The following is a 22,687-nucleotide window of genomic DNA, read 5'->3' as shown; positions in this document are numbered from 1 at the left end:
TGAAGTTTCTCCCGGCAGAAGCCAGGCTGGTCGCGACTGTTGCGCGTGAAAGTGGCCGAGCGGGGTTGGGATCTGGGGGGAGTGAGAGATATCCTTTCTGGGGCGAGTTCTGCTATCCTGCTTTCAGGAATCTTTAACCTTTCTGATTTTCTGCCGCCTTTGATGGTTGTTGCTTCGGCCTCTCTTGCTTCAGCAAATCTGCCCCGCACTCTTCTGCCGGCGGAGATCGCCCATCTAGACAACCTCAGCTACAACGAACAGGGTTTGATCCCGGCCATCGTGCAGGACTACCTGGACGGGACGGTGCTGATGATGGCCTGGATGAACCGCGAGTCGCTGCAGAAGACTCTGGAAACGGGCCGCACCTGGTTCTGGAGCCGCTCCCGCCAGACGCTGTGGCCCAAGGGGGAAACTTCTGGCCACGTGCAGTGGGTCAAGCAAATCCGCTACGACTGCGACAGCGACGCGCTGGTTATCTTGGTGGAGCAGGTGGGAGAGGCGGCCTGCCACACAGGGGCGCGAAGCTGCTTCTTCCGCACTCTCCCCGAGAAGGAAGGGGATCCCATGCCGGCCGCCGATACCCTGTCGCAGGTGTTTGCCGTGGTCAAGGCCCGCCAGGCGGATCCCCGGCCCGATTCCTACACCAGCAGCTTGCTAGCCAAGGGGGAAAATGCCATTTTGAAGAAACTTGGCGAGGAGACGGCTGAGGTGGTGATGGCGGCTAAGGATCAAGACCGCGTGGCTTTGGCCCGTGAGATGGCCGACCTCTGGTACCACTGCCTCGTGGCCCTTGCTCACTATCAGGTAGATGTTAGGGATGTCTATCGCCAGCTCCAAGCCCGCCGTTCCGCCAAGTGAAAGGGCCGTGTCCTCCGAAGGCGGTGCTCCCGCAGATCCCTCTCCGTCCTCTTGGGATCCCTCCCTGGACAAAGCCCACCTGGATTTGCGAGCCGCGCGCTGTGGCCAAGTGGATCTGGAAACCGATCGGGAGACCTTGGCCCGTTACCTGAGAGGCCATGCCCAGTGGATCCAGCGGTGCTTCAGGCCATTGCAGGTGGAAGCTTTGTCTGCCGAGACTTACAGGTTGCAGTTTTTCCGCATGGGCGGGCTGGGGTTTGAGCTGGAGCCCAGTTTTGGGGTCAAGATCTGGCCGGATAAAGATTACCGGTTTTGTCTGACCTCGATTGAGTTGCCCGGCGATGAAGGAATGCCTTACCGGGTCAGCTGCCAAGCCGATTTCCAGCTGGAGGAGCTACAGGGATCCCTGAAAGACCTGCCCACAACTCGTGTTCACTGGGCTCTTCATCTGGAGATCTGGCTGGCTTTGCCCAGGTTTTTGCAGGTTCTGCCCCGCAAGTTGGTTTATCGGGTGGCCCATCAAGTGGTGCAGCAGGTAACCCGGGGTATGAGTGACCGCCTCACCCACAATGTGTGCAGCGATTTCTATCGCTCTATTGGGTGTCCCGATCACCCCTATCGCTTAATTGCAGTGGAAGACAAAGCGTGATATCTTAGGTGCCAAGTAAGTTGCCGGTCAGCTTTCGAGTAGTGCTCCGGCAACCGGCGATGGAGTTCGCCGCAACCGCCTCACTTGGAATTTTTCTATAGAGGAAGAGGGTTCTAACCTCAAAAGCTGAGGCTGATGACTCCTACACTTCTGGGCAAGTCCAGGGGGTAGGGGTCTTTGGCTTTGTTTGAGGCCCCACCCTGCGGACGCGATGGTGCTCCCACTCCTGACGCGGATGGCTTTTTCTCCCTGGGCTGCCCTTCAACACCCTGACGACAAGGAGATGAGGATCTGGTGATGCTGGGCAGTTGGCTGTGGATCTTGGTGATGGGCTTTTTTGTCGGCCAAATCGTGGGTCGGTTGGGGATGCCCCCCCTGCTGGGGATGATCCTCGTGGGGATCTTGCTGGGAGATGTCCTATCCCCGGAGGTGCTGGCAGCGGCGGGGGATCTGCGGGTGGTGGCGGTGATGATCATTTTGATGAAGGCGGGCCTGGGGCTGGATCGGGAGAAGCTGGCCCAGCAAGGGTCTGTAGCCCTGCGGCTGGGTTTTTTGCCGGCCGCCTGTGAGGCGGTGGCAGTGGCCCTGTTGAGCACTGGGATCCTGGGGTTAGACTGGCCTACCGGTTTGCTGCTGGGCTGTGTGATCGGGGCAGAGTCGCCGGCTGTGATCGTGCCGGGGATGTTGCGCCTCAAGAGTTTGGGCTGGGGAGTAACCAAAGGGATCCCGGATGCCATTTTGACCGGCAGCGCCCTTTCCGATGTGCTGCTGCTCTTAGGGTTTAGCCTGTTGCTCAGCTTTTTGGGCCAGGGCTCTGCAGAGAGCGTTCGCCTGCTGGGGCTGGAGCTATCGCCGCTGCAGTGGCTGCCGTTCCAAGTGGGGATGGAGATCCTGCTGGGCATAGCCATAGGCTACCTGGGGGCGCGGGTTCTGGTGTCGCTGCTAACCCAACAAAACTGGACTCGCAACAGCGTGCAGGAAGTGCTGCTGGCTGCCTGCATGGCCTTGGGCTTGGTGCTGGCGCCGCAGGTGTGGCCCTATTTTTCCGGCTATCTGGCGGTGATGGCCATGGGGTTTTTTCTGATTGAGCTGGATGCCCCTTTGGCGCGGCGGCTGCGGGGTGGGTTCGATGCCCTCTGGACAGTGGCGGAGATCGTGTTGTTTGTGCTACTGGGAGCGTCGCTGGATCTGGGGGTGCTGGGATCCCTGCTCTTGCCCGGCTTGCTGCTTTTGACCCTGAGCCTGCTGTTGGGCCGGGGCCTGGGCTGGTGGCTTTCCACGGTAGGGAGCAACTGGAACTGGCGGGAGCGGCTCTTTTTGCTGCCGGGCAACATGGCCAAGGCCACGGTGCAGGCGGCCATCGGCGGCATCCCCTTGGCCCAAGGGATCCCTGGCGGAGAGACCATCCTGGCCATAGCGGCCTTGTCGATTCTGGCCACAGCACCCCTGGGCGCTTGGCTGACCCAGGTTTGCGCCCCCCGGCTTTTGGAAAAAGGAGAGGTGGATCCCACCAAAGTGGGCAGCCAAGGCAAGGTGAGCTTTTTGGCAGCCGTGGATACCTCTCCTCTAGCCGAGGTGGTGTTGCGCAAGGCAGCCGATTTGGCGCGGCGGGTGGATGGGGAAGTGATTGTGCTGCATGTTACCGATGAGCTGCAGGGGAAAGGGGTGGAACTGTTGCGGCAACTCACCCAGCGTCTTTTGGCGGACATTCGCCACCAGTTTTGCTTGGCCTCGGGGCCCTTTGCAGAGACCATCGTAACCCTAGCTCAGGAGCGGCAGGTAACCGACATCGTCATGGGCAAGCGGGGCCACCGCGGCTGGGAGCAAGTATTGCTGGGATCCACTTCGCAAGCGGTGTTGGAGACCAGCCCCATCCCGGTGATTTTGGTGGAATAAGAGGAGTTCGGGAAAGCCAGAATTGACACTCCCACCGCCTAAAGGCGGGGGATTCTTACGCAGTCCACAAAAGAACCCGTAACGGCGTTGTCAAAGCGCCTCTAGACAGTTCCTTCACGCAAAGCCCCAAGGTTCTGCTGACTTTCTTAAGTAGGTTGGTGGCAGCATTCGCCTCAGCCTAGAGGGTCTCCACCCGTCGGGTTTTTCACCATAATTAGGTAGCTCATCTCCATCTAGGAAGCTTGCCTGCGAGCTGTACGCCTCCTCTACCTCAATAAACTCCATGCCATAATGCTGACATAATTGCGCAATACGCTCCTTGAACCGACCTGTTGGAATGAAAACAAAGTTTTGGTTAAAGCCGCATTCTTGTTTTTGTTCTTTGTTCCAACCAAAGACGATTCTCCCAATTGAGTGGTGTAAACAGAAGTCAATGACCTTGCGCGCAGCTTTGTGGATTGCATCCCGCATCCGCCGGTTTCTTTTTTCCGTAATTCGACCAAGCTTTTGCAATCAAAACCCCGGCAGCTTGTGAGTCTTGAGCCTAGCCAGCTCCTTGTTGTACCCCTGGTTAAAGGACTTGACTTTGCGGCCGTCAATGATGAAGCTATGTCCTAAGTTGCTAACGCACGTAAGCCAGTTGTTGACTCCGTGGTCAATTGCTAAAGCTTTTCTCGGATCCAGCGATTGAGGTCGAGCAGGCTTGGCATAGACCCACTTCAGCTACAGACTTGCAGGTCTGTTGCGCGGCGGAAACATACATTGCGATGAAGTGCTTGCTTTGGGTTCTCCCCATCTCAGCGCAAAGCTCACCATAGCTTGCCCATCGCTTCGTTTTGAAATAGACTTGTCTCGCATAGTACAAAGCACAGTTGCTTATTAGACTGTTGACACACTAATAGGGGGACTAGCTCTCTGTTCCTGACTATAACCTGCTGACAGCCGTACTCCATCATTGTTGGCAAGCGGCATGACAACCGCAGTCTGACATGGGCAAGCGATAGTGCGAGAGGAAAGTCAACGGTACAATCACTACAACCATGGTGTGGGGCTAGCGGTTGTTTATCTTATTTTTTGGCTAAAGAGAAGGAAAGAGGTCTTGGTAGGAGAAGTCAGGAAGAGGTTGTTTGAGCTATGAAACTATATCAACGACCCCCATCATGGGTAAGCGACCAAAGTCGCTAGCGGGCTTTTCCGCCCCGCACTCAAGTGCGGGGCTACCAAGCTATCCTTTTGTGTGGCTCGGCAAGCCCTAGGGGAAGTGGTGGAGCCTGTCTAGGCGAATCTAAGTCAGGTTTGAACTGGGGATCTGGTGGGGGGCAGGCACCGGACTGAGAAGCGCCCACCGTTGGGCAAAGGCTTAGCCAACAAGCTGGCAGAGGGTCTCTTGTCTTTCTCGGTCTTGTTCGGCCAGCTCCTGAATGGCCCGTTGGTACACCTGGGCGGGTGTGGATCCCTGGTCGACCTGCTTCAGCCAGCGCTGGGCCTCGTTGCCCTGTTGGAGCAGAGTTTGCAGGGGAGCCAAAAAGCAGCCCAGGCCCTGGGGTTGGCCGAGGCGCCACGCTTCGGTCAGCAGCTCTTCAATCCACTCCTGGGCCACCCGTTCTCGGCCCGTGCGCCAATCGACCAGACGGGCTCGCAAGGACTCGCGAGCAGCGGCCTGCTCGTTGGCCTCGCAAAGGCTCTCCAGCTCCGTCGGTGTCAAAGGCCCCCGCAACGGATCCAGCGCTTCTGGCTGGGCCAGCAACTGCCAGAGACGGGCCTCTACCAAGGCAGTGATGGCCAGGGTCATCACCGGATCTGCCACCAGGTCGCAGATGCGCAGCTCCACCCGGTTGAGATGGTAGGGCCGCTCTGGGCCGTTGGGCCGCACAGAGGCCCAGAGGTGGCGCACATTCTGCATCGTGCCCAGGGCCAGTTGCTCCCGCATCCAGGCGATGTAATGGGCGTGATCCCGGAAGAAGGGCACCTGGGCCGGCGTTTTGGGAAACACCTGCCAACGGCTGGAATGGTAGCCTGTCACCTGGCCGTCCAGAAACGGAGAAGAAGCGCTCAGGGCCAAGTACAGGGGAGCTTCCGCCCGCAGCAAACGGCAGGCAAGAAAAATGGCCTCGCTATCCGGCAGGCCAACATTGATGTGGATGCTGGCGGTCACCACCCGCGTGCCGTAGGTGCGCTCGATGTAGTCGTGGTAGGGGTTGTCCGGATCCGAGCGCTCAAAGTGGTCGCTGCCGCCCAAAGCCAGCGTGCTCCCCGGCAACAGGGTGTAGGGGCCAAGGCGGCGCAAAAATTGCCGCAGTTGCAGCCGAGGCCGCAGCAGGGCACAGAGCAGATCCTCGTAGCGGCGAAGGGGCGGGGTGATGTACTCCACGTTGCGCCGATCTGGTTCTCGCATGAACCCCGGCAAGGCCCGGCAGATGCGCTCCGACAGCCCCACCACTTCCCCGGCGGCGGTGCCGGTGTACATTTCTACCTCAAAGCCCTTGGTCAACAGCACAGGCCAGCCTCCAGCCGCAGCCTCCTCTGCCTATTTTCCCAGGGTTTCGCAGGTACTACAATGTCGGCAAGGCTTGAAGGCGAGCGCAAGGCCAGATGCGGGATCCCATCTATATCCTGGGGGCAGGGCCGGCGGGCATGGCGGCTGCCTACCGCTTGACCCAGCTGGGCTTCCCCGTGGTGGTAGTGGAACGAGAAGAGGGAGTCGGGGGCTTGGCCAAAAGCATTCGCTACCAGGGGTTCATTCTCGACTATGGCCCGCACCGGTTTTTTACCAAGATCCCAGCGGTGCTGGAGTTGTGGAACCAGGTTTTGGGATCCGAACAAGTAACTGTCCGGCGGCTTACCCGCATCTACTACCGCAAGCAATATTTTCAGTACCCCATTCAAGCTTGGGAAGTCCTGCGCAAAGTGGGGTGGTGGGAAAGCCTGCGCATTGTCCTTTCCTATCTTTGGGCACAACTCATTCCGCGGCCAGCTCCCCGCAACTTTGCCGATTGGGTCAAGGGCAAATTTGGCGCTCGACTCTTTCAGATTTTCTTTGAAGGCTATACAGAAAAGCTTTGGGGGATCCCTTGCACCGAGATCAGTGCTGATTGGGCTGCCCAGCGCATCAAAGGTCTCAGTCTTGGAGAGGCCATACGAAAAGCATTGGGGTGGAATCGAGGTTTGGTGAAATCTCTAATCGATCAGTTTCAGTTTCCTCGGCTGGGATCCGGCCAGCTCTACGAAAAAATGCAGGAGTTTTTGCTGGCCGAAGGTCAAAAAGTTTGGCTAAATACAGAGGTCATTGCCCTTAGGCATGAGGGATCCCGGATTGTCAAGCTGCAATTGCGCAATCTTCAGGATGGAAGTGAAACATGGGTCTCCCCCTCCCACGTCATCTCCTCGATCCCTCTGACAGTTTTGGTGCAGAGCCTACAGGAGTTGCCTCCTCCAGAGGTACTGCAGGCAGCCCGCAACCTCAAGTTTCGCAACACCGTTTTGGTTTATCTGATTGTGGAGGGATCCCAGCTTTTCCCCGATAACTGGCTGTATATCAATGAACCAACAGTACAAGTTGGTCGGGTAACCAATTTTGCCAATTGGTCGCCGGCTATGCTCCCCAACCGAGAACAAACCCCCTTGTGCTGTGAGTATTGGTGCAACTTTGAGGATCCCTTGTGGCAAGCCCCTGAGGAGGAATTGCTGGCTTTGGCTGAGAGGGAGCTGCGCCAAATTGGCCTGCTCCAGGATCAGAAGATCTGCGGTGGCTTTGTGGTGCGCCTGCCCCGCACCTATCCCATCTACGCCGGCAGCTACAAAGAAGACTTGGCCATTTTGCGAAGGTACCTCGGCCAGTTTGAAAACTTGCAACTGGTGGGCCGCTATGGCTCGTTTAAGTACAACAACCAGGATCACAGCCTGCTGATGGGCCTGCTGGCTGCTGAGAACATTCTCCAACCCGGCAGCCACGATCTCTGGCAGGTGAACTCCGATGACGATTACCAAGAGGAGATTAAAGTGCCATCCCCACCCGCAAAGGTGCGACAATGAGCTTCCCTCCTAGCCACCTCTTGCAGCACAGCCGGCAGCATCTGGTCTCTTTTGCCGTCCAAGTTTTGCTTCCCGCTGTGGCTTTGACGCTGCTGCAGATTTTCTTGATCTCCTTTTGGAGCCAGGAGGATGACTATGCTTCCATCTTCAAGGGTTTAACCCAGTGGGATAGCCATTGGTACCTGGGCATTGTGCGGCGAGGGTACCAGTTTGTGGGCTTTGACAAGATTGCCTACGAGCAGAGCAACGTGGCTTTCTTTCCGGGCTATCCTCTGGCGGTGGCCGCCATAAGCCGCCTGTTGGGAGTTGACCCTGAACTGGGGCTGTATCTGACTGCCCAGCTCTTTTGCTGGCTGATGTGGATTTACTTTTTCCTGTTTTGCCGCCGCTGGCAGATCCCCCCTCTTGGGCAAGTTTTGGCCAGCTTAATCATCCTGGTCTATCCCAGTAGCTTCTACTTGGTAGTGGGCTACAGCGAGTCTCTGTTTCTGGCTAGCCTGCTGGGTTTTTTCTACTGGTCCATGGACTTGAACGCTCCCTGGCCGGCGTTTCTAGCCGGGATCCACGGTTTGGTGATGAGCGCCACCCGCATTGTGGGTTTGCCGGTGGCGCTGGTTCCTCTGCTGCGACTATCCCACCCTTGGTTTTGGACAGCCAGCGCTGTTGTTCTGGCCTTGTTGGGTGGGCTGGGCTTTTTCCTCTACTGCCAGCTCCGCTTTGGCCGTTGGGATCTCTACCTGGAAATGCAGCGCTACTTTGGCCCCAGTTCTTTCGATTATTTGGCTATTATTCGACCTCGTACTTATGCCCCCCTCTTTATCTAGTGGCTATTGGCAGTCCTTGCTCTCCTTTTCCGAGGCTTTGGGGGCTGGGATATGGGCCATTTCCCTCAGTCAACTGTTTGTTCTCCTCACGCTGGGATCCCTAGTTATTACAGGCCTGCTGGATGGGTGGAGTGTCCTGGCCGGCAAGAGCCGGCGCTGGCAAGAGCGACTGGGGTTTCACCTAGCCGCCTGGGCCATGTTCTCCATTTCCGTGGCTGGTATGAGTGCTGTGGCCCAGAGAAGTATGATCCGCTACTGCCTGCCAGTCCACATCCTGCAGGTGCTGACCTGGCTGCATGGGGTTAAATACACCAATTTCAGCTTCATCCCGCAACAGGTGCGTCCCTATCTTGGCAGTGTCCTGAGGCTGGGCTACTGGATCTTGGCTTTAGTCTTCTTTGCCCTGAATCAAGTCCTCACCTGGCGCTACGTCCAGCATCTCTGGGTGGCTTGATTGAACTTCCGTAGTCAAGAAGGAGAATGCGCCAATGAGTTTGCGCCCTTGCCACCTGTTGCAACAGATTTGCAGACTTTTAGTTGGCTTTTCTGCTCGGATTTTTTTGCTGGGCCTAGCGCTGACTGTTTTGCAAGTGTTAATGATATACCTTTGGACAAAACACAGCGACTATGCTTCTGCCTTTACAGCCCTGAGCCAGCGCGATAGCTACTGGTACCTGAGCATTGTGCGGCGGGGCTATCAGTTTGTGGGCTTTGACAAGATCGCCTACGAGCAGAGCAATGTGGCTTTCTTTCCGGGCTATCCTCTGGCGGTGGCCATCATGAGCCGCCTGTTAGGAGTTGAGCCGGAGCTGGGGCTTTATCTTACTGCCCAGCTCTTTTGCTGGCTGATGTGGATTTACCTTTTCCTGCTTTACCGCCGCTGGCAGATCCCCACTCTTTGGCAGGTTTTGGCAAGTCTAATAATCTTGGTTTATCCTAGTAGCTTCTACTTGGTAGTAGGTTACAGCGAGTCTCTGTTCGTAGCCAGCCTGCTAGGTTTTTTCTACTGGTCAATGGACTTGAACTCTCTCCGGGCGGCACTTTTGGCTGGGGCCCACGGCTTGGCGATGAGTGCCACTCGCATTGTGGGCCTGCCGGTGGCGTTGCTTCCTCTGCTGCGCCTGGGGGAGGGATCCCGCCGTTGGTTTTGGACGGCAGGCGCCGTTGTTTTGGCCTTGTTGGGGGGGCTGAGTTTTTTCCTCTACTGTCAGCTCCGCTTCGGTCGCTGGGATCTCTACATGGAGATGCAGCGCTACTTTACCGGCGTCCAGGCCAATTACCAAGCCCTTTTCCAGGCTCATACCTATGTTCTTTCCCCTGAGCGATGGCAGGTCTTGCTCTCTCCTTCTGCACCGCTGCAGGATCCTGGCCTGTGGTCTGATGCTCTCAGCCAACTGTTTGTGTCTGTTACGCTGGGATCCCTAGTTGTTACAGGCTTGCTGGATGGTTTGAGTGTCGTGGCCGGTAAGAGCCGGCGCTGGCAGGAGCGGCTGGGGTTTCACCTAGCTGCCTGGGCTATGTTCTACATCGCTGTAGCCGGCATGAGTCCCCTAGGCCAGCGAAGCATGATTCGCTACTGCCTACCGGTTCACCTCGTGCAAGTGCTGGCCCTCCTGCACTGGGCCAAGCACACAGATTTCGGCTTCCTTCCCCTGTGGGCGCGCCCCCACCTAAGCAGAGTTCTCAAGCTGGGCTATGGGCTTCTGGGCCTGATCTTCCTCGTCCTCAACCAGATCTTGACCTGGCGCTACGTCCACCATCTCTGGGTGGCTTGACCCTGCTTTCTTGAGGATAGGATGTGAGGGATCCCGACTTCTCACCGACTGAGAGCTGTGGCGTTTTCCTCTCCCCACAAGTGGCCTCGGCAGAAATCGTCCCTGCGAGTGGCTCAGCCCATCGAGCCCACCAAAATTTACCCCTGCCCCTGTTGCCACCAAGGTCAGTTGCGCCTGATTACCCTGACTGAGGCTTTTGGCTGCAGCCGTTGCCAGCATATTTTCGCCATCACCCCCGACCGTTTGCACATTGAGCAACTGGCCGTCTCCTACCCCTACCGTAAAATCTGGTTCTGGAACGGCCATCAGTGGGTGTTGCACCGGCAAAGCACTTTCCAGGGATCTGCGCTCTTGGGCCTCACCCTCAGCCTGGGGGTTGCTTTGGCGGTGGGGTTTCTGGGCGTGTTGCTCTTCCCCAGCCAAGCCCAGTTGCTCAGTTGGTTCCTGATTCTTTGCCTGTTGCTGACGCTGTTGATGGTGACGGCGATCCTGCTGCTGCGGCGGCCTTGAGATGCTTGGGATCGTTGCCAGGGATCCCTAGTTTCAGCCCTTGTGGATCTAGCCATTTCTTGTTAGCAGTGGTCAGGAGCAGGTCTGTCGTCGGTCAGCCGGGCAGGAGGGAAGCGAGTGACCGATTTTGGTTCAGCCTTTGACCTCAGCACCACCCTGCGCCAGGTGCGCCGCTTGCTGCCTCAGCTCCAGCGCTTGAGCGGCGAAACCAAACGCCAGGCCCTGCTGGCTCTCTCGCGCCGTTTGCTGGAGCGCTCCGATCTGCTGTTGGAGGCCAATACCCTCGACCTGGAAAGCTGCCGCGAGCAAACCCTGCCGGAGTGGATCCTCAACGGCCTCAAGCTTACCCCCGAGCGCCTGCAGCGATCCGCCCAGTTGCTTGCTCTCCTGGCCCAACAGCCGGATCCCATCGGGAGCCTGGAGAGGGGGTGCCGTCAGGACAACGGGCTGTTTATTGGCCGCTACCGCGTCCCTTTGGGGCTGATCGCCTTGGTCTACGAGATCTACCCCGAGTTTGCCTTGAATGGCATTGGCATGTGTCTCAAGACGAGCAATGGCGTGATCTTGGCCGGCAGCGGCCCCATCCAGAAAACCCATCAGGCCCTGGTCAACCTGTTGGCAGAGACCGCCTACGAGCACGGGATCCCGGAAGGGGCCATTCAAACCCTCCCCGCCCAAGACCAAGCGACCGATCCCCAGGCCGATTCCCCACTGTTGCTGTTGTTGCAGCAAACCCGCTATGTGGATCTGGTGATCCCCTGCGGTCGCCCCGGCTGGGTGGAGTTCCTGTTGCAGGCCAGCAAAGTGCCGACTCTGGTCACGCATCTGGGGTACGGCCACATCTATGTGGATCGCACCGCTCCTTGGCCTTTGGTGAAGTCGGTTTTGTTGGATCCCTTGGCTCGCTATGGCCCAGAAGGGATCCCGATCTATCAGCCCCTCACCCTTTGGCTGCTGATCCACACCGATTGGGCCGCCCATCATCTGACCGCCCTGATTGAAGACTTGCTGGGTCAAGGGATCGATATACAGGCAGCAGCCCCCATTCTGGAGCGATTCCCCCAGCTTCAGCCGCTGGGGGAAGGCTTTGACTCCACAGAACGGCCTCATCTGCGCCTCCAGCCCGTTGCCGACCTGACGGAGGCGATCGCCTGGATCAACAAAAATGGCTGTCGTCAATCGGAGACGATCCTCACCGACAGCCAATCGGCAGCCCAGCGCTTTCTCCAGGAGGTGGATGCCGCCCTGATCCACATCAACACCTCTCCCCTCTCGGCAGGCCGGGGAGCCGGGATCCCCACCTTGGGAGCGTTTCGCGACCTGTCTTTGGGCATTTCCACCCAGCGGCTGCACGTGCGCGGGCCCATCGACCTGGAAGCCTTGACAACGGTGAAGGTAGTGGCTCAGGGTGACCTGTAGCAGGGGAAAGTTGGGATACCGAACTGCTGTTCTCCCCAAAAGCCAAGAGATGGCGTGAGACTAGAAAGGGAGGAATGCCGGCCCCGTCGTCCGACGTCCAACCCAGCCCAACAGACAGGGGGGAGAACTCCTTTGGGGATTGACCTGCGCAGTTACGTGTTTTTGGATCGGCTCCAGCCCCAGTACGCTGCTTATCTGGGCACGGTGGCCCAGGGCTTTTTGCCTCTGCCAGGGGATACTTCCCTCTGGGTCGAGATTTCCCCCGGCATCGAGATCAACCGCGTTATGGACATCGCCCTCAAAGCCACCTCGGTAAGGCCGGGGCTGCAGGTGGTGGAGCGCCTCTACGGCCTTTTGGAGGTACACTCCAGCAACCAGGGGGATACCCGCACTGCCGGTCGGGCCATCCTGGCGGCTTTGGGGGTGAGCGAAAAGGAGCGCCTCAGGCCGCGCATCATCTCCAGCCAGATCATTCGCAACATCGATCCCCACCAAACCCAGTTGATCAACCGTTTCCGCCGCGGCCAGATGCTCCTAGCCGGCCAAACCCTCTACATCCTGGAGGTGCAGCCGGCAGGCTATGCCCCCCTGGCCGCCAACGAGGCAGAAAAATCGGCCCGCATCAACATCCTCGAAGTGATGCCCTTTGGCAGCTTTGGCCGCGTCTACTTGGGCGGGGAAGAGCAAGATATTCTGGCTGCCTGTCGGGCTGCCGAGGAAAGCTTGGCGGCGATTTCTGGCCGGGATCCCCTACTATTGCCCGAGGAGGTGTAGCCGTGGCAACATCGGAGCCCAAACCTTCCCCAAAACCTGGCTCGCCCCTGCCCCCAGGTCGGGATCCAGCGGCAGATCGGGTGAGGCTGCTCACGGAACTGGCCGCCCCCTACCGCAGTCTGCGGCGCTTTGTCTACCTGGCGGTGGGTTTTTCGGCCACCATCGGGGCATTTGTATTTTTCTTTCGAGCCTTGGCAGGGCGGGATCTGGAGACCACCCTGCCCAGCTTGGCCTTACAGTTAGGGATCCTGGCCGGCGCCCTCGGCCTCAACAGGCTGGAAAGCCACTCCCAGCAAAAGCTGGTCAGACGGATGAAGCAGCGCCTTAGCAGCCAAAAAGACTCGCCCCGTCCGCCCGAGGGCGATGCCCCGCTTTAGGGCAGGGACGGCTAGCCTGTCAATAGTCCCAGTCCCCTTGGCGGGGGTCGGAGTCGTCTTCCTCGTCGGCGCTGGGAAGATAACGGCGGGCTTCCTGGGGCCACTTTTGGGCTATTTGGATGGCAAGAAAGGCCGCGAGAGCCACTAAAACTGCCAAGGTGAGAATTGGAATCGCCAGGATCACCACTGCGCCCAACACGTAGATGGCCACCTTGGGCAAGGAAGGATCCACCCTCCAGCCACGCCTGTACACCCAGTCGGTGAGCTGCCGATCCCAGCGGCGCAGGCGAGGTATGTTCTCCGCATAGATTTCCTGGAGAATGCCGGCCAAAACGGGCCCCAGGCGGTGCATTTGGCTTCGAGTTTGCCTTCTCCAATTCCGCAGCGAGCGTCCCATTCGTAGGATCCTTGCCCTGTCCTTCCTCAGGCAATCCTAGCCCAACCGCGAGGGCGACCTTCCCGTCGGCGCGGCAAGGGATCCCTGGGGATGTAAATTTGTTTGAACATTTGGATCGCAGATCGGGGTGGTTTGGCAGGACTACAGTACACTGAAGGCACCCGTGCAGTGGTGTTGCTGCCACGCCCTTCGGTAAACCTTTTTTTAATCTTTCAAACAGCTCGACTGGAGAACGCTAATGGCTCACACGGTCAAGATCTACGACACCTGCATCGGCTGTACTCAGTGTGTGCGGGCCTGCCCTACTGATGTGTTGGAAATGGTGCCCTGGAAGGGGAACAACAAGGCCGGCATGATTGCCGCAGCCCCCCGCACCGAAGACTGTGTTGGCTGCAAACGCTGTGAGACTGCCTGCCCCACGGACTTCTTGAGCATCCGCGTCTACCTTGGCCCCGAAACCACCCGCAGCATGGGCTTGGCTTACTAAGCCATCGGCAGGTTGGGTTGCAATTTTCATTTGAGACAAGCCTTCCTACTTTCAGCGAAACAGCCTCTCTTCAGCCCCTCCTGGCTGGGAAAAAGTTGGGCGGGCTGTTGCTCTAGTGAACGGGTTTATCGGAGAGGAGGGATCCCTTCTCTTTATTTTCTTCAAGGGTCGAGGTAGAGCCGGTGTTGGCGAATGTAGTGCTCCACAGCAGGGGGCACCAGGTAGCGGATGGATCCCCCCTTTTGGATTTGCTGGCGCAGGTAGGTGGAAGAGAGCGTTAGGGTGGGGGCGTCCAGGATTGCTGCCCGGATGGGCAGCTTTGCGGCCACCGACCGCAGCACTTGGGCGGCGTCGCCGGCATCGATACGGGGGGCAACAATCCAATGGCAGAGGCGGGCCAATTCTTCCGCCTGGTACCACTGGGGCAGATCCCGCAGGGCATCCACGCCGATAATCCAATACCACTGGGTATCCGGCTGCTCTTGCATCAGGCTGCGCAGCGTCTCGATGGTGTAGGAGGGGCCGGGACGGCGGATCTCCAGGTCGGAGCAGGCAAAGCGCTCGTGGTCGGCAATGGCCAGCTTCACCATGGCCAGGCGATCGGCTTTGCTGGCGCCGGCGGCCAAGGGCTTGTGGGGAGGATCCCCTGCCGGCATCCACAGCACCTGATCCAGGTTGAACTGCCAGAGGGCCTGCTCCGCCATGATCAGATGGCCGTGGTGGACGGGGTTGAAGGTGCCGCCCAGAATGCCAATGCGGCGCTGCTGGGGATCCGGAGGGCTCATGGCTGCCGGCTGAGGTAGGTGATGGCATCCCGCAGCCACTCTTCCGTTGGGCGGGGTTGGGAGGGCAAAGCTTGCAGGGCCGCTTGAATTTCTTGGAGGCTGTAGCCGAGGGCCAGCAAGGCCATTTCCACCTCTTCCCGGATGGCCGGAGGCGGCCCGCCGGCCAGGGGGCGATCGGCGTTCTCCAGGCCTTGTCGCCAGTGGGCCAGCTTGGTTTTCAGCTCCAAGGCTAGCCGTTGGGCCGTTTTGTGCCCTACCCCTGGCGTGAGGGAAAGTAGGCGCACGTTTTCGGTCACCACTGCCTGAACCAGCTCCGGCAGGCCGAAGGTATTCAGCAGAGCCAAGCCCAAAGCCGGCCCCACCCCCGAAACTTTGATGAGCTCCACAAACACATCGCGCTCGGCTGGCGAGCCAAACCCGTACAACACCAGCTCGGTCTCTCGCACCACCAAGTGGGTAAACACCCGCACGGGCTCTCCGATGGGGGGCAGTTGCTTGAGAAAACGCGCCGGGGCCTTGACCCGATAGCCGATCCCCTGCACCTCAACGGTGAGGCTACTGCGCTCTCCCCATTCGATGGCGACGAGGTGGCCGCTCAAAAACGCGATCATGCTGCGAGTCCAATCCGTGTTTAGGATACGCTGCTCGGCTACAGCTCCAGAGTCGGCCGAGCAGAATCTAAAAGAATCTAGAAAAAGAATCTAGAATAAGAAAAGCTTAAATAACAAAAGCTTACAAGCGACCTCTATGGCTTCAACATCGGCATCGGCCACTCCTATCTCGGCACGCTGGATTTGGCGGGGGCAATCCGTCCATTACGTCAAACAGGGCGAGCAGGGGCAGCCTTTGCTTTTGGTGCACGGCTTTGGGGCTTCCACCGACCACTGGCGTAAAAACATTCCCGAATTGGCTCAACACTACCAGGTCTATGCCATCGATTTGCTCGGCTTTGGCCGTTCGGCCAAGCCCAACTGGGACTATCGCGCCGAGATCTGGCGGGATCAACTGCGGGATTTCTGTCAACAGGTGATCCGGCGGCCTGTGGTGGCCATTGGCAACTCCCTGGGCGGCTATGTGGTGCTCAGCCTGGCGGCAGAGTGGCCGGAGTGGGTGCGGGGGGTGGTGCTGCTTAACGGGGCAGGCGGCTTTTCCACGGTTAAGGGATCCCCATCTGGCTGGCGGCAATGGCTGGGTGGCCTGGTAGGCTGGGGCCTGCGCCAGCGCCTGGTGTCTTACCTATTGTTTCAGTATTTGCGGCAGCCGCGGGTGATTCGCTCCAAGCTGAAGCAGGTCTATTACGACCCGGCGGCAGTGACGGATCAACTGGTGGAAGACATTCATCGCCCCACGCGGGATCCGGGGGCTGCCGATGTGTTCGTGGCCCTGATGCGGGGCGGGCAGAAGGGGCGCTATGTGGACGAGCTGCTGCGCAGCTTGGTGCGCCCCCTGTTGTTGATTTGGGGCGAACGGGATCCCTGGATGCGGGTCCGCGAGCGCTCTAAGCTCTACCGGGCTCACTACCCTCAGGCGGTGGAATACTTCCTGGAGGCCGGCCACTGCCCTCACGATGAGCGCCCCGAAGAGGTCAACGCCCTGATCCATCGCTGGATCGAGCTGGGGATCCCGGCCACCACCTCTCCTCCCCTTTCCAAAGCAGCGCCGGTCTCAGACCTGCATCCTTAGCCTCGGGAGCTAGGCGGGCTTGACTGCCAGCTCCGGCGGCGGATCCCCTTCCAGGCCGATGGCGTACTTCAGCCATTCCCGATGGGATCCGCTGCCGACGGCTTTGGAGATTTCAAAGTAAAGGGTGCTGTGGGGGCGGCGGGGCTGGCGGAGCAAGGGCATGCCGGCCTCCCAAGGGGTGCGATTCCCTTTTTTCACGTTGCAGCGCACACAGGCGCTGACTACATTCTCCCAGGTATCTTCACCGCCGCGGGAGCGCGGGATCACGTGATCCAGGGTTAGGTCTTCGCCGTAACAGCCGCAGTACTGGCAGCGGTGCCCATCGCGGTAGAGGACATTGCGCCGCGTCAGGGGGATCTCCTTGTGGGGAACGTGAACGTAGTGGCGCAGGCGGATGACGGTGGGCAGAGGGATGTTGCCGTAGACTACTTTGCCATTGTGCTCGATTTGCTCGGCCTTGCCCTTGAGCAAAAGGACAACAGCTCTGCGCCAACTGGTGATGTTGAGCGGCTCGTAGGAGGCATTTAAAACCAAAACCTTGCCCATAGTGCTACGCACCGCTGACGAAATCCCCTACCGGATCTGAAAGGCGCCAGCTCTCTTGAAGTTACGCAAAATCTTAACACAGCTTTAGAGGCGAGGTAGCCCACTTCACTCCGGTAAAACCTCGGGTTCCCTTCCCTCTGCCGGCTCAGCACAACAGGATCCCGACGTGGTGGATCGAGATCCCGAGGCACTTTCTAGCCCTTGCTGTTAGAGCCGGCCCTAATCCCAGGCAGGGTGGGCTTCGGCTGCTGAGGCTGCTCCGGCTCGCGGCCGAAGTTGGTAATCAGAGTTAGAGATTGGGCTTTTTCAGCTCGATTTGCTCCCCGTCGGCCTCCCCAGCCGTCACCTGTAAGGTGGCCTTGCCGAGGTTATCCCGGAGATCCTCTGCCAAAAGACCGGAATCCCCCCAGGGGCAATCGGGCCTTGCGCCGGATCTGTCCTTTGGGATCATCTCAACCGGTTTCATTTGGTGAAGCTAAGCATCCCGGCTCTGGAGCAGGTTTTGCAACACCGGATGCAGTTGCTCTTGGATTTTTTGCTGCTGCCGAGGGATCTGACCCAGCACGGGGAGCCAGAAAACCACGCTTGGTTGGCAGAGCGGCTGGCCCGTTTACCTTTTCCGGCTTTTGTGGTGCCCGGCAACCACGACGTGCCCCAGCCCGAGGCATTGGCAGAGTTTCCCCGCTACTACCGAGCTTTTGGCTATGAGGACGGGCTTTCCACTTTCTTTCCACTTTCTTTCCACTTTCTAGGAATCCCCCCGAAGGGGGAAATCTACCCCCATTAAACCCACGCAGAGCAAGGAATGCAAGGCCCATTGTGGCTAGGAACGGGATCCCTCGATGTGGGAGTAGGGCTCCAGGTGGATGGTGACCCGCACCGGCCCGTAGCGCTGCTGCAGCAGTTGCTCCACCGCTTCGGTAAGGCGATGGGCCGACTCCACATCCAGCGGCTCCACCACCATGTGCATTTCGATAAAGATCATCTGCCCCGGGATGCCGCGGGAGGTGATGTCGTGGCAGTCGAGGATCCCGGGCAGGCTGAGAACCAGCTCCCGCAAGGTTTTGGGGGGGATAGCCACCCGGTCGGTTAAGAAGGGAACGTTTTCCCGCAGCACTTCCCAGCCGCTCCAGAACACCAGCAGCCCCACCGGCACCGCCAGCACCTGGTCCAGCCAAGGGATCCCCCAGAAGTGGATCCCGGCCAGACCCAGCAATACCGTCAGGGTTACCCAGACATCGCTGAGGGTATGGCGGGCATCGGCCAAGAGCAGCGAGCTGGCCAGCGCCCTGCCCCAGAAACGTTCATAGACGGCCACGAAGAGGTTGATCCCCAGCACGCCCAGCATCAGCGTCAAGGTCAACCCCTCGATCCGGAGCTGCGGCGGCTGGGGTGCAAAAAACCGCCCCACCGCTGCGCTGAGGATCTCGAAGCTGGCCACTCCCAAAAAGGCGGCGATCCCCAGCGCTCCAATGGCCTCAAACTTGCTGCGGCCATAGGGATGGTCTTCGTCCGGCTCTGGCGAGGAAAAGCGGGCTGCCAGCAGGGCAAGAATGTTGCTGGCGCTGTCGGTAACACTGTGCAGGGCATCGGCCACCAAGCTGAGGGATCCCGTCGCCAATCCCAGGATCAACTTGACCGAAAACACCAAAAGATTGAGCCCCAGGGTGACATAGAGCACCCTCTGCACCTGGCGCTGACGGCGGCTGGCTATGGCAGCAGAATCGGGGAAGCTCACCGCTGGGGAGCCTCAGACCAAGCCGGTTCAGCTTTATTTTGCCACCGACTCCCCCTAGGGGCCGACCTTCTTCGAGGGGATAGGAAATGCGGGCCGGCGGGGTATTTTAGAACCAAGCACCGACGCGAGGGGGAGGCGGCCATGGACATGGCGGTCGTGGGAGCTGGCTATGTGGGGTTGGTAACCGGCGCCTGTCTGGCCCACCTGGGCCACAGCGTTATTTGTATAGACAACAACCCTGTCAAAATCGAAAACCTGCAGCGAGGTCGTCTGCCCATCTACGAGCCCGGCCTGGAAGAGCTGGTGCGGGAAGGCGCCGAGGCTGGCCGGCTGCACTTTACCACCGACCTGGGCCTGGGGGTGAAGGCCAGCGAAGTGATCTTCATTGCCGTGGGCACCCCGGCTTTGCCCAGCGGCGAGCCAGACCTGCGCTACGTAGAGGCCGTGGCGCGAGGGATCGGCCAGCACCTGGACAACCGCTACCGCGTCATCGTCAACAAGTCCACCGTGCCCATCGGCTCCGGCGACTGGGTGCGCATGCTCATCCTCGACGGCGCCGCCGAGGCTGTCCAGCAGCGCCTAAGCAGCCAACAGATGGCTCTGGCTGGGGGGGATCCCACCCCCTCCTCCCTGGCCACCCTGGACAGGTCTTCCTGGGTGCCGCCCTTCGACGTGGTGAGCAACCCCGAGTTTCTGCGGGAGGGCAGCGCCATCCAGGATACCTTCTACCCGGATCGCATTGTGATTGGCTCCAGCAGCCCCCGGGCCATCGAGATCCTGCGGCAACTTTACGAGCCCATCCTCAGCCGCCAGCAGGGCTTGGGCGGGGATCCCGTGCCCTTGCTGGTCACCGACCTGGCCTCGGCCGAGATGATCAAATATGCCGCCAACGCCTTCCTGGCCACCAAGATCAGCTTCATCAACGAGATCGCCAACATCTGCGAGCGCACTGGCGCCGACATCACCCAGGTGGCCGAAGGGATCGGCCTCGATAAGCGCATTGGCCGCGCCTTCCTCAACGCTGGTCTAGGCTGGGGAGGGAGCTGCTTTCCCAAGGATCTGGCCGCTTTGATCCAGACGGCAGCCGACTACGGCTATGAGGCCAAGCTGTTGCGGGCCACCGTCGAGGTCAACCGCGAGCAGCGGCAGCGCCTGCTGGAAAAGCTGCAGCAGGCCCTCAAGGTGCTCAAGGGCAAGACCATCGGCCTTCTGGGCCTCACCTTCAAGCCCCACACCGACGACCTGCGGGATGCGCCGTCCCTGACCCTCATCGAGCAGCTCCACCGGCTGGGGGCCAAGGTAAAAGCCTATGATCCCATTGTGTCGGCTTCGGGGATGCGGGAGGGCCTGGCCCACGTGGTGGTGGAAACGGACGTGTTCCGCCTGGCCCAGGATTGCGACGCCCTGGTGCTGGTGACCGAGTGGCCGGAGTTTTTGTCGCTGGATTACCGGCGCCTTGCCGAGCTGATGCGGCGGCCCCTCATCCTCGACGGCCGCAACTGCCTTGACCGGCAGGCCGTTCAGCAGGCGGGCATTACCCTGATTGGAGTGGGCTGGTGAAGATCCTGGTTACGGGTGGTTTGGGGTTTATCGGCTCCCATCTGGTCAGCCGTCTGCTGCAGGAGGGCCACACGGTGATCTGCCTCGACAACGGCTACACGGGGCGGGAGGAGAACCTGCAGGCCCACCGCAACAACCCTGCCTTGACCTTGCTGTGGCACGACGTGGCCGAGCCGCTGCCGCCGGAGCTGGAGAAAGCTGGCATTGAGCAAATCTACCACCTGGCCTGCCCTGCCTCTCCCCCCCACTACCAAGCGGATCCCATCCGCACCATCCGCACCAGCGTCTGGGGCACCTACCACCTCCTGGAGCTGGCCCAAAAGACGGGGGCCCGCTTCCTCCTAGCCTCCACTTCGGAAGTGTACGGGGATCCCCAGGTGCATCCCCAGCCGGAGGACTACTGGGGCCATGTCAACCCCATCGGCCCGCGGGCCTGCTACGACGAGTCCAAGCGCCTGGCCGAAACCCTAACCTTTGACTGGCAGCGGCAGTACCAAACGGAGATCCGCGTGGCCCGCATCTTCAACACCTATGGGCCCGCCATGCGGGAAGAGGATGGTCGTGTGGTCAGCAACTTCATCGTCCAGGCGCTGCGCGGGGATCCCCTCACCGTCTATGGCGATGGATCCCAAACCCGCAGCTTTTGCTACATCTCCGACCTCATCGAGGGCCTGGTGCGCCTGATGAACAGCCCTTATCCCGGCCCCTTTAACCTGGGCAACCCGCAGGAGGTCACCATTCTAGAGTTGGCTCGGCAGATTTTGGCCCTCACCGGCAGCTCTTCTCCCATCGTCCACCGGCCTCTGCCCACAGATGATCCCAAGCAGCGCCGGCCCGACATCAACAAGGCCCGCGCCCTGCTGGGCTGGGATCCCCAGATTCCTCTGCAGCTTGGCCTGGAGCTGACTATCCCCTACTTTCGCCGCCGGCTGGGCCTGGAGTAGAGGATCCCTCTTGTCCTGGCGGGGCAGGCAGGAGGGTGGGCAGAGCTCGGCAAAACCGTCATAATACGGAGAGAGGCCGTCTTAAGCCTTCCATAACCTCTGCCTAGGTGGGATCCCTGTAACTTTGGATACTTACCCTTTGTCTCTCGAAGAGCCGACCACCTGCATCTCCCTGGAGTGCTATGGGCTGGGAGTGGAGAGAGAGCCTGTGGGCGCCTTTTTGACCGTGCTCTGGGGGGCCAATATGGGCATGACCTTTCCCTTGGGGGAAACAGCGGTAGTGGGGCGCAGCTCCCAGGCTGACATTCAGCTCTGGGATCACGCCGTTTCTCGGCAGCACTGTCGGCTGGAGAGAGAAGGGGGAACCTACATCCTCACCGACCTAGGCAGCCTCAACGGTACCTATGTCAACTGGCAGAGGGTAACTCGCCTTCCCTTGGCCGATAGGGATCGCATCCAGGTGGGAAATAGCCTGCTGCAGTTTGCCTACTATGACCGGCTGGCGGAGGCTTTCTTTTCCCAGATGGCCGCCGCTGCCCTCTATGACCCCCTCACCGGCCTCCACAACCGCCGTTTTTTTCTAGAACAGCTGGAGTGGGAGATCCCCTTTGCCCTGCGCCATCGCCTTCCCCTCCACCTGCTCTACCTGGACTTGGACAACTTCAAGCTCATCAACGATCGCTGGGGGCACTTGGCCGGGGATCAAGCCCTGATCCAGGTGGCCCGCCAACTGCAGGACCAGGTTCGCCGCGAGGATCTGCTGGCCCGGCTAGGGGGCGACGAATTTGTCCTCATGGTGCGCGGGGTTCCGGAAGCTCAAATCCTGCAGTTGGCCAAGCGCCTGCGGCAGGCCGTCCAATCCCTCCCTCTGCAGGTGGGAGCGGAAGTTATCCACCTCACCTGTAGCATTGGCGTCGCCTCTTGGCTCAGCCTTTCAGCAGAACCTTCCGTCCAAAGCTTTCTAGAGGCAGCCGACCAAGCCCTCCGCCAGGCCAAGATGCAAGGGGGCAACCGGGAAGTGTTGCTGTAGGTCTTAGGATCCTTCTACCAAGCTGGCGTAGGCCTCGGCGCTCATCGTGTCGTCGAGATCTTCCGGGTTGGTCATGCGCACCTTGATCAGCCAGCCATCGCCATAGGGATCGTCGGCAATGCTCTCTGGGCTGTCCACCACTGCTTTGTTCACTGCCACCACTTCCCCCGAAACAGGGGCATAGAGATCCTCGACCGCCTTAACGGATTCCACCGAGCCAAAGCTTTCGCCCTTTTCAATCTCTGTTCCTTCCTCGGGCAGGCCGACAAAGACAATATCCCCGAGCTGATCGACGGCATAAGCCGTGATCCCAATCACCGCAATGTCATCCTCAACGCGGATGTACTCGTGGGTGTCCACATAGCGCAGATGGGGCGGATACTCCAGGGCCATGCCGTTTCCC

At 59.6% G+C, this 22,687-nt stretch carries 25 protein-coding genes, 2 pseudogenes and 1 riboswitch; of the genes and pseudogenes, 18 read left to right on the top strand and 9 right to left on the bottom strand.

Going from position 1 to position 22,687, the window contains the following annotated elements; genetic code table 11:
• Positions 1-162 precede the first annotated feature (162 nt).
• The 3 genes from hisIE to ACVW0R_RS01045 all read left to right on the top strand — a co-directional run bounded on the left by hisIE (position 163) and on the right by ACVW0R_RS01045 (position 3,403).
• Entirely contained in the window at positions 163-858 is a 696-nt protein-coding gene (gene hisIE, locus ACVW0R_RS01055) for a bifunctional phosphoribosyl-AMP cyclohydrolase/phosphoribosyl-ATP diphosphatase HisIE (protein ID WP_457501497.1), read from the top strand.
• 7 nt (positions 859-865) lie between these two features.
• Positions 866-1,507, top strand: coding sequence for a DUF1997 domain-containing protein (locus ACVW0R_RS01050; RefSeq protein ID WP_457501496.1), 642 nt, complete (start codon positions 866-868; stop codon positions 1,505-1,507).
• A 46-nt stretch (positions 1,508-1,553) separates the two neighbouring features.
• Positions 1,554-1,659: riboswitch (Fluoride riboswitch) on the top strand.
• Between the two features lie 145 nt (positions 1,660-1,804).
• Positions 1,805-3,403, top strand: a complete 1,599-nt coding sequence (locus tag ACVW0R_RS01045; protein WP_457501495.1) for a cation:proton antiporter domain-containing protein — start codon at positions 1,805-1,807, stop codon at positions 3,401-3,403.
• A 114-nt stretch (positions 3,404-3,517) separates the two neighbouring features.
• Here ACVW0R_RS01045 and ACVW0R_RS01040 read toward each other — a convergent pair whose 3' ends face one another.
• Together ACVW0R_RS01040 and ACVW0R_RS01035 are read right to left on the bottom strand one after the other, a co-directional pair.
• Entirely contained in the window at positions 3,518-3,874 is a 357-nt protein-coding gene (locus ACVW0R_RS01040) for an IS200/IS605 family accessory protein TnpB-related protein (RefSeq protein ID WP_049749708.1), read from the bottom strand.
• 42 nt (positions 3,875-3,916) lie between these two features.
• The gene (locus ACVW0R_RS01035) at positions 3,917-4,063 is read right to left on the bottom strand and encodes a hypothetical protein (protein ID WP_346426101.1); all 147 of its coding nucleotides are present in this window, start codon (positions 4,061-4,063) and stop codon (positions 3,917-3,919) included.
• Positions 4,064-4,406: 343 nt separating this feature from the next.
• Here ACVW0R_RS01035 and ACVW0R_RS01030 point away from each other — a divergent pair.
• Positions 4,407-4,538: pseudogene (locus ACVW0R_RS01030) on the top strand (IS200/IS605 family transposase); the annotation flags it as partial.
• A 225-nt stretch (positions 4,539-4,763) separates the two neighbouring features.
• On the opposite strand, the gene gshA reads toward ACVW0R_RS01030, so the two are convergent.
• Positions 4,764-5,900: a glutamate--cysteine ligase gene (gene gshA, locus ACVW0R_RS01025; RefSeq protein WP_099884253.1), complete on the bottom strand. Its 1,137-nt coding sequence runs from the start codon at positions 5,898-5,900 to the stop codon at positions 4,764-4,766.
• A gap of 95 nt (positions 5,901-5,995) precedes the next feature.
• Between gshA and ACVW0R_RS01020 the strand changes: the two genes are divergently transcribed.
• The 8 genes from ACVW0R_RS01020 (at position 5,996) to ACVW0R_RS00985 (ending at position 13,114) form a co-directional block, all read left to right on the top strand.
• Complete coding sequence (locus tag ACVW0R_RS01020; protein ID WP_457501494.1) at positions 5,996-7,435, top strand: NAD(P)/FAD-dependent oxidoreductase; 1,440 nt, start codon at positions 5,996-5,998, stop codon at positions 7,433-7,435.
• Complete coding sequence (locus ACVW0R_RS01015; protein ID WP_457501493.1) at positions 7,432-8,259, top strand: mannosyltransferase family protein; 828 nt, start codon at positions 7,432-7,434, stop codon at positions 8,257-8,259. Before ACVW0R_RS01020 ends, ACVW0R_RS01015 begins: the two co-directional genes overlap by 4 nt.
• Entirely contained in the window at positions 8,240-8,713 is a 474-nt protein-coding gene (locus ACVW0R_RS01010; protein ID WP_457501492.1) for a hypothetical protein, read from the top strand. The genes ACVW0R_RS01015 and ACVW0R_RS01010 overlap by 20 nt, the downstream gene beginning before the upstream one ends.
• Before the next feature lie 142 nt (positions 8,714-8,855).
• Complete coding sequence (locus ACVW0R_RS01005; protein WP_457501491.1) at positions 8,856-10,034, top strand: hypothetical protein; 1,179 nt, start codon at positions 8,856-8,858, stop codon at positions 10,032-10,034.
• Between the two features lie 108 nt (positions 10,035-10,142).
• Positions 10,143-10,544 (top strand): hypothetical protein, encoded by a 402-nt coding sequence (locus tag ACVW0R_RS01000; protein WP_240530346.1) that lies wholly within the window; start codon positions 10,143-10,145, stop codon positions 10,542-10,544.
• Between the two features lie 117 nt (positions 10,545-10,661).
• Positions 10,662-11,963: an aldehyde dehydrogenase family protein gene (locus tag ACVW0R_RS00995; RefSeq protein WP_011429403.1), complete on the top strand. Its 1,302-nt coding sequence runs from the start codon at positions 10,662-10,664 to the stop codon at positions 11,961-11,963.
• 132 nt (positions 11,964-12,095) lie between these two features.
• Positions 12,096-12,737 carry a hypothetical protein gene (locus ACVW0R_RS00990; RefSeq protein ID WP_011429402.1) on the top strand — a complete coding sequence of 214 codons (642 nt, stop codon included), beginning with the start codon at positions 12,096-12,098 and terminating at the stop codon, positions 12,735-12,737.
• A gap of 2 nt (positions 12,738-12,739) precedes the next feature.
• On the top strand, positions 12,740-13,114 hold the full coding sequence (locus tag ACVW0R_RS00985; RefSeq protein ID WP_011429401.1) for a DUF3493 domain-containing protein: 375 nt from the start codon (positions 12,740-12,742) through the stop codon (positions 13,112-13,114).
• A gap of 19 nt (positions 13,115-13,133) precedes the next feature.
• On the opposite strand, the gene ACVW0R_RS00980 is transcribed toward ACVW0R_RS00985, so the two are convergent.
• On the bottom strand, positions 13,134-13,511 hold the full coding sequence (locus ACVW0R_RS00980; protein ID WP_011429400.1) for a hypothetical protein: 378 nt from the start codon (positions 13,509-13,511) through the stop codon (positions 13,134-13,136).
• A 238-nt stretch (positions 13,512-13,749) separates the two neighbouring features.
• Between ACVW0R_RS00980 and psaC the strand changes: the two genes are divergently transcribed.
• Positions 13,750-13,998: a photosystem I iron-sulfur center protein PsaC gene (psaC, locus tag ACVW0R_RS00975; protein WP_011429399.1), complete on the top strand. Its 249-nt coding sequence runs from the start codon at positions 13,750-13,752 to the stop codon at positions 13,996-13,998.
• A 161-nt stretch (positions 13,999-14,159) separates the two neighbouring features.
• Here the strand turns inward: psaC and nadD are convergent, their stop codons facing one another.
• Positions 14,160-14,783 carry a nicotinate-nucleotide adenylyltransferase gene (nadD, locus tag ACVW0R_RS00970; protein ID WP_011429398.1) on the bottom strand — a complete coding sequence of 208 codons (624 nt, stop codon included), beginning with the start codon at positions 14,781-14,783 and terminating at the stop codon, positions 14,160-14,162.
• On the bottom strand, positions 14,780-15,394 hold the full coding sequence (gene ruvA / locus ACVW0R_RS00965) for a Holliday junction branch migration protein RuvA (RefSeq protein ID WP_011429397.1): 615 nt from the start codon (positions 15,392-15,394) through the stop codon (positions 14,780-14,782). The genes nadD and ruvA overlap by 4 nt, the downstream gene beginning before the upstream one ends.
• Before the next feature lie 136 nt (positions 15,395-15,530).
• Here ruvA and ACVW0R_RS00960 point away from each other — a divergent pair, with 136 nt between their 5' ends.
• Positions 15,531-16,466: an alpha/beta fold hydrolase gene (locus ACVW0R_RS00960; protein ID WP_011429396.1), complete on the top strand. Its 936-nt coding sequence runs from the start codon at positions 15,531-15,533 to the stop codon at positions 16,464-16,466.
• A gap of 9 nt (positions 16,467-16,475) precedes the next feature.
• Here ACVW0R_RS00960 and ACVW0R_RS00955 read toward each other — a convergent pair whose 3' ends face one another.
• Complete coding sequence (locus ACVW0R_RS00955) at positions 16,476-17,012, bottom strand: HNH endonuclease (RefSeq protein ID WP_099812453.1); 537 nt, start codon at positions 17,010-17,012, stop codon at positions 16,476-16,478.
• A gap of 379 nt (positions 17,013-17,391) precedes the next feature.
• Here ACVW0R_RS00955 and ACVW0R_RS00950 point away from each other — a divergent pair.
• Positions 17,392-17,742: pseudogene (locus tag ACVW0R_RS00950) on the top strand (metallophosphoesterase family protein); the annotation flags it as partial.
• A 93-nt stretch (positions 17,743-17,835) separates the two neighbouring features.
• Here the strand turns inward: ACVW0R_RS00950 and ACVW0R_RS00945 are convergent.
• Positions 17,836-18,750, bottom strand: a complete 915-nt coding sequence (locus ACVW0R_RS00945; protein ID WP_011429393.1) for a cation diffusion facilitator family transporter — start codon at positions 18,748-18,750, stop codon at positions 17,836-17,838.
• A 141-nt stretch (positions 18,751-18,891) separates the two neighbouring features.
• Between ACVW0R_RS00945 and ACVW0R_RS00940 the strand changes: the two genes are divergently transcribed.
• From ACVW0R_RS00940 to ACVW0R_RS00930, 3 genes are all read left to right on the top strand, one after another.
• Positions 18,892-20,310: a UDP-glucose dehydrogenase family protein gene (locus tag ACVW0R_RS00940; RefSeq protein WP_457501490.1), complete on the top strand. Its 1,419-nt coding sequence runs from the start codon at positions 18,892-18,894 to the stop codon at positions 20,308-20,310.
• Positions 20,307-21,254: a UDP-glucuronic acid decarboxylase family protein gene (locus tag ACVW0R_RS00935; protein ID WP_457501489.1), complete on the top strand. Its 948-nt coding sequence runs from the start codon at positions 20,307-20,309 to the stop codon at positions 21,252-21,254. The genes ACVW0R_RS00940 and ACVW0R_RS00935 overlap by 4 nt, the downstream gene beginning before the upstream one ends.
• Positions 21,255-21,393: 139 nt before the next feature.
• Positions 21,394-22,284: a diguanylate cyclase gene (locus tag ACVW0R_RS00930; RefSeq protein WP_457501487.1), complete on the top strand. Its 891-nt coding sequence runs from the start codon at positions 21,394-21,396 to the stop codon at positions 22,282-22,284.
• A gap of 3 nt (positions 22,285-22,287) precedes the next feature.
• Here ACVW0R_RS00930 and gcvH read toward each other — a convergent pair whose 3' ends face one another.
• Entirely contained in the window at positions 22,288-22,677 is a 390-nt protein-coding gene (gcvH, locus tag ACVW0R_RS00925) for a glycine cleavage system protein GcvH (RefSeq protein WP_099812456.1), read from the bottom strand.
• Between the last annotated feature and the right edge of the window lie 10 nt (positions 22,678-22,687).

It is taken from the genome of Thermostichus sp. MS-CIW-15, from assembly GCF_054060575.1.
The sequence above is the reverse complement of the archived record's forward strand: the minus strand, read 5'-3'. Positions and strand labels throughout refer to the sequence as shown.

What these genes read in the sequence shown, in the direction of transcription:
- ruvA (WP_011429397.1), bottom strand. Translation starts at nt 15,394, where the DNA reads ATGATCGCGTTTTTGAGCGGCCACCTCGTCGCCATCGAATGGGGAGAG.
- ACVW0R_RS01045 (WP_457501495.1), top strand. Translation starts at nt 1,805, where the DNA reads ATGCTGGGCAGTTGGCTGTGGATCTTGGTGATGGGCTTTTTTGTCGGC.
- ACVW0R_RS01015 (WP_457501493.1), top strand. Translation starts at nt 7,432, where the DNA reads ATGAGCTTCCCTCCTAGCCACCTCTTGCAGCACAGCCGGCAGCATCTG.
- ACVW0R_RS00980 (WP_011429400.1), bottom strand. Translation starts at nt 13,511, where the DNA reads ATGGGACGCTCGCTGCGGAATTGGAGAAGGCAAACTCGAAGCCAAATG.
- ACVW0R_RS01020 (WP_457501494.1), top strand. Translation starts at nt 5,996, where the DNA reads ATGCGGGATCCCATCTATATCCTGGGGGCAGGGCCGGCGGGCATGGCG.
- ACVW0R_RS01005 (WP_457501491.1), top strand. Translation starts at nt 8,856, where the DNA reads ATGATATACCTTTGGACAAAACACAGCGACTATGCTTCTGCCTTTACA.
- psaC (WP_011429399.1), top strand. Translation starts at nt 13,750, where the DNA reads ATGGCTCACACGGTCAAGATCTACGACACCTGCATCGGCTGTACTCAG.
- ACVW0R_RS00960 (WP_011429396.1), top strand. Translation starts at nt 15,531, where the DNA reads ATGGCTTCAACATCGGCATCGGCCACTCCTATCTCGGCACGCTGGATT.
- nadD (WP_011429398.1), bottom strand. Translation starts at nt 14,783, where the DNA reads ATGAGCCCTCCGGATCCCCAGCAGCGCCGCATTGGCATTCTGGGCGGC.
- ACVW0R_RS01010 (WP_457501492.1), top strand. Translation starts at nt 8,240, where the DNA reads ATGCCCCCCTCTTTATCTAGTGGCTATTGGCAGTCCTTGCTCTCCTTT.
- ACVW0R_RS00955 (WP_099812453.1), bottom strand. Translation starts at nt 17,012, where the DNA reads ATGGGCAAGGTTTTGGTTTTAAATGCCTCCTACGAGCCGCTCAACATC.
- gcvH (WP_099812456.1), bottom strand. Translation starts at nt 22,677, where the DNA reads ATGGCCCTGGAGTATCCGCCCCATCTGCGCTATGTGGACACCCACGAG.
- ACVW0R_RS00940 (WP_457501490.1), top strand. Translation starts at nt 18,892, where the DNA reads ATGGACATGGCGGTCGTGGGAGCTGGCTATGTGGGGTTGGTAACCGGC.
- ACVW0R_RS01040 (WP_049749708.1), bottom strand. Translation starts at nt 3,874, where the DNA reads ATGCGGGATGCAATCCACAAAGCTGCGCGCAAGGTCATTGACTTCTGT.
- hisIE (WP_457501497.1), top strand. Translation starts at nt 163, where the DNA reads ATGGTTGTTGCTTCGGCCTCTCTTGCTTCAGCAAATCTGCCCCGCACT.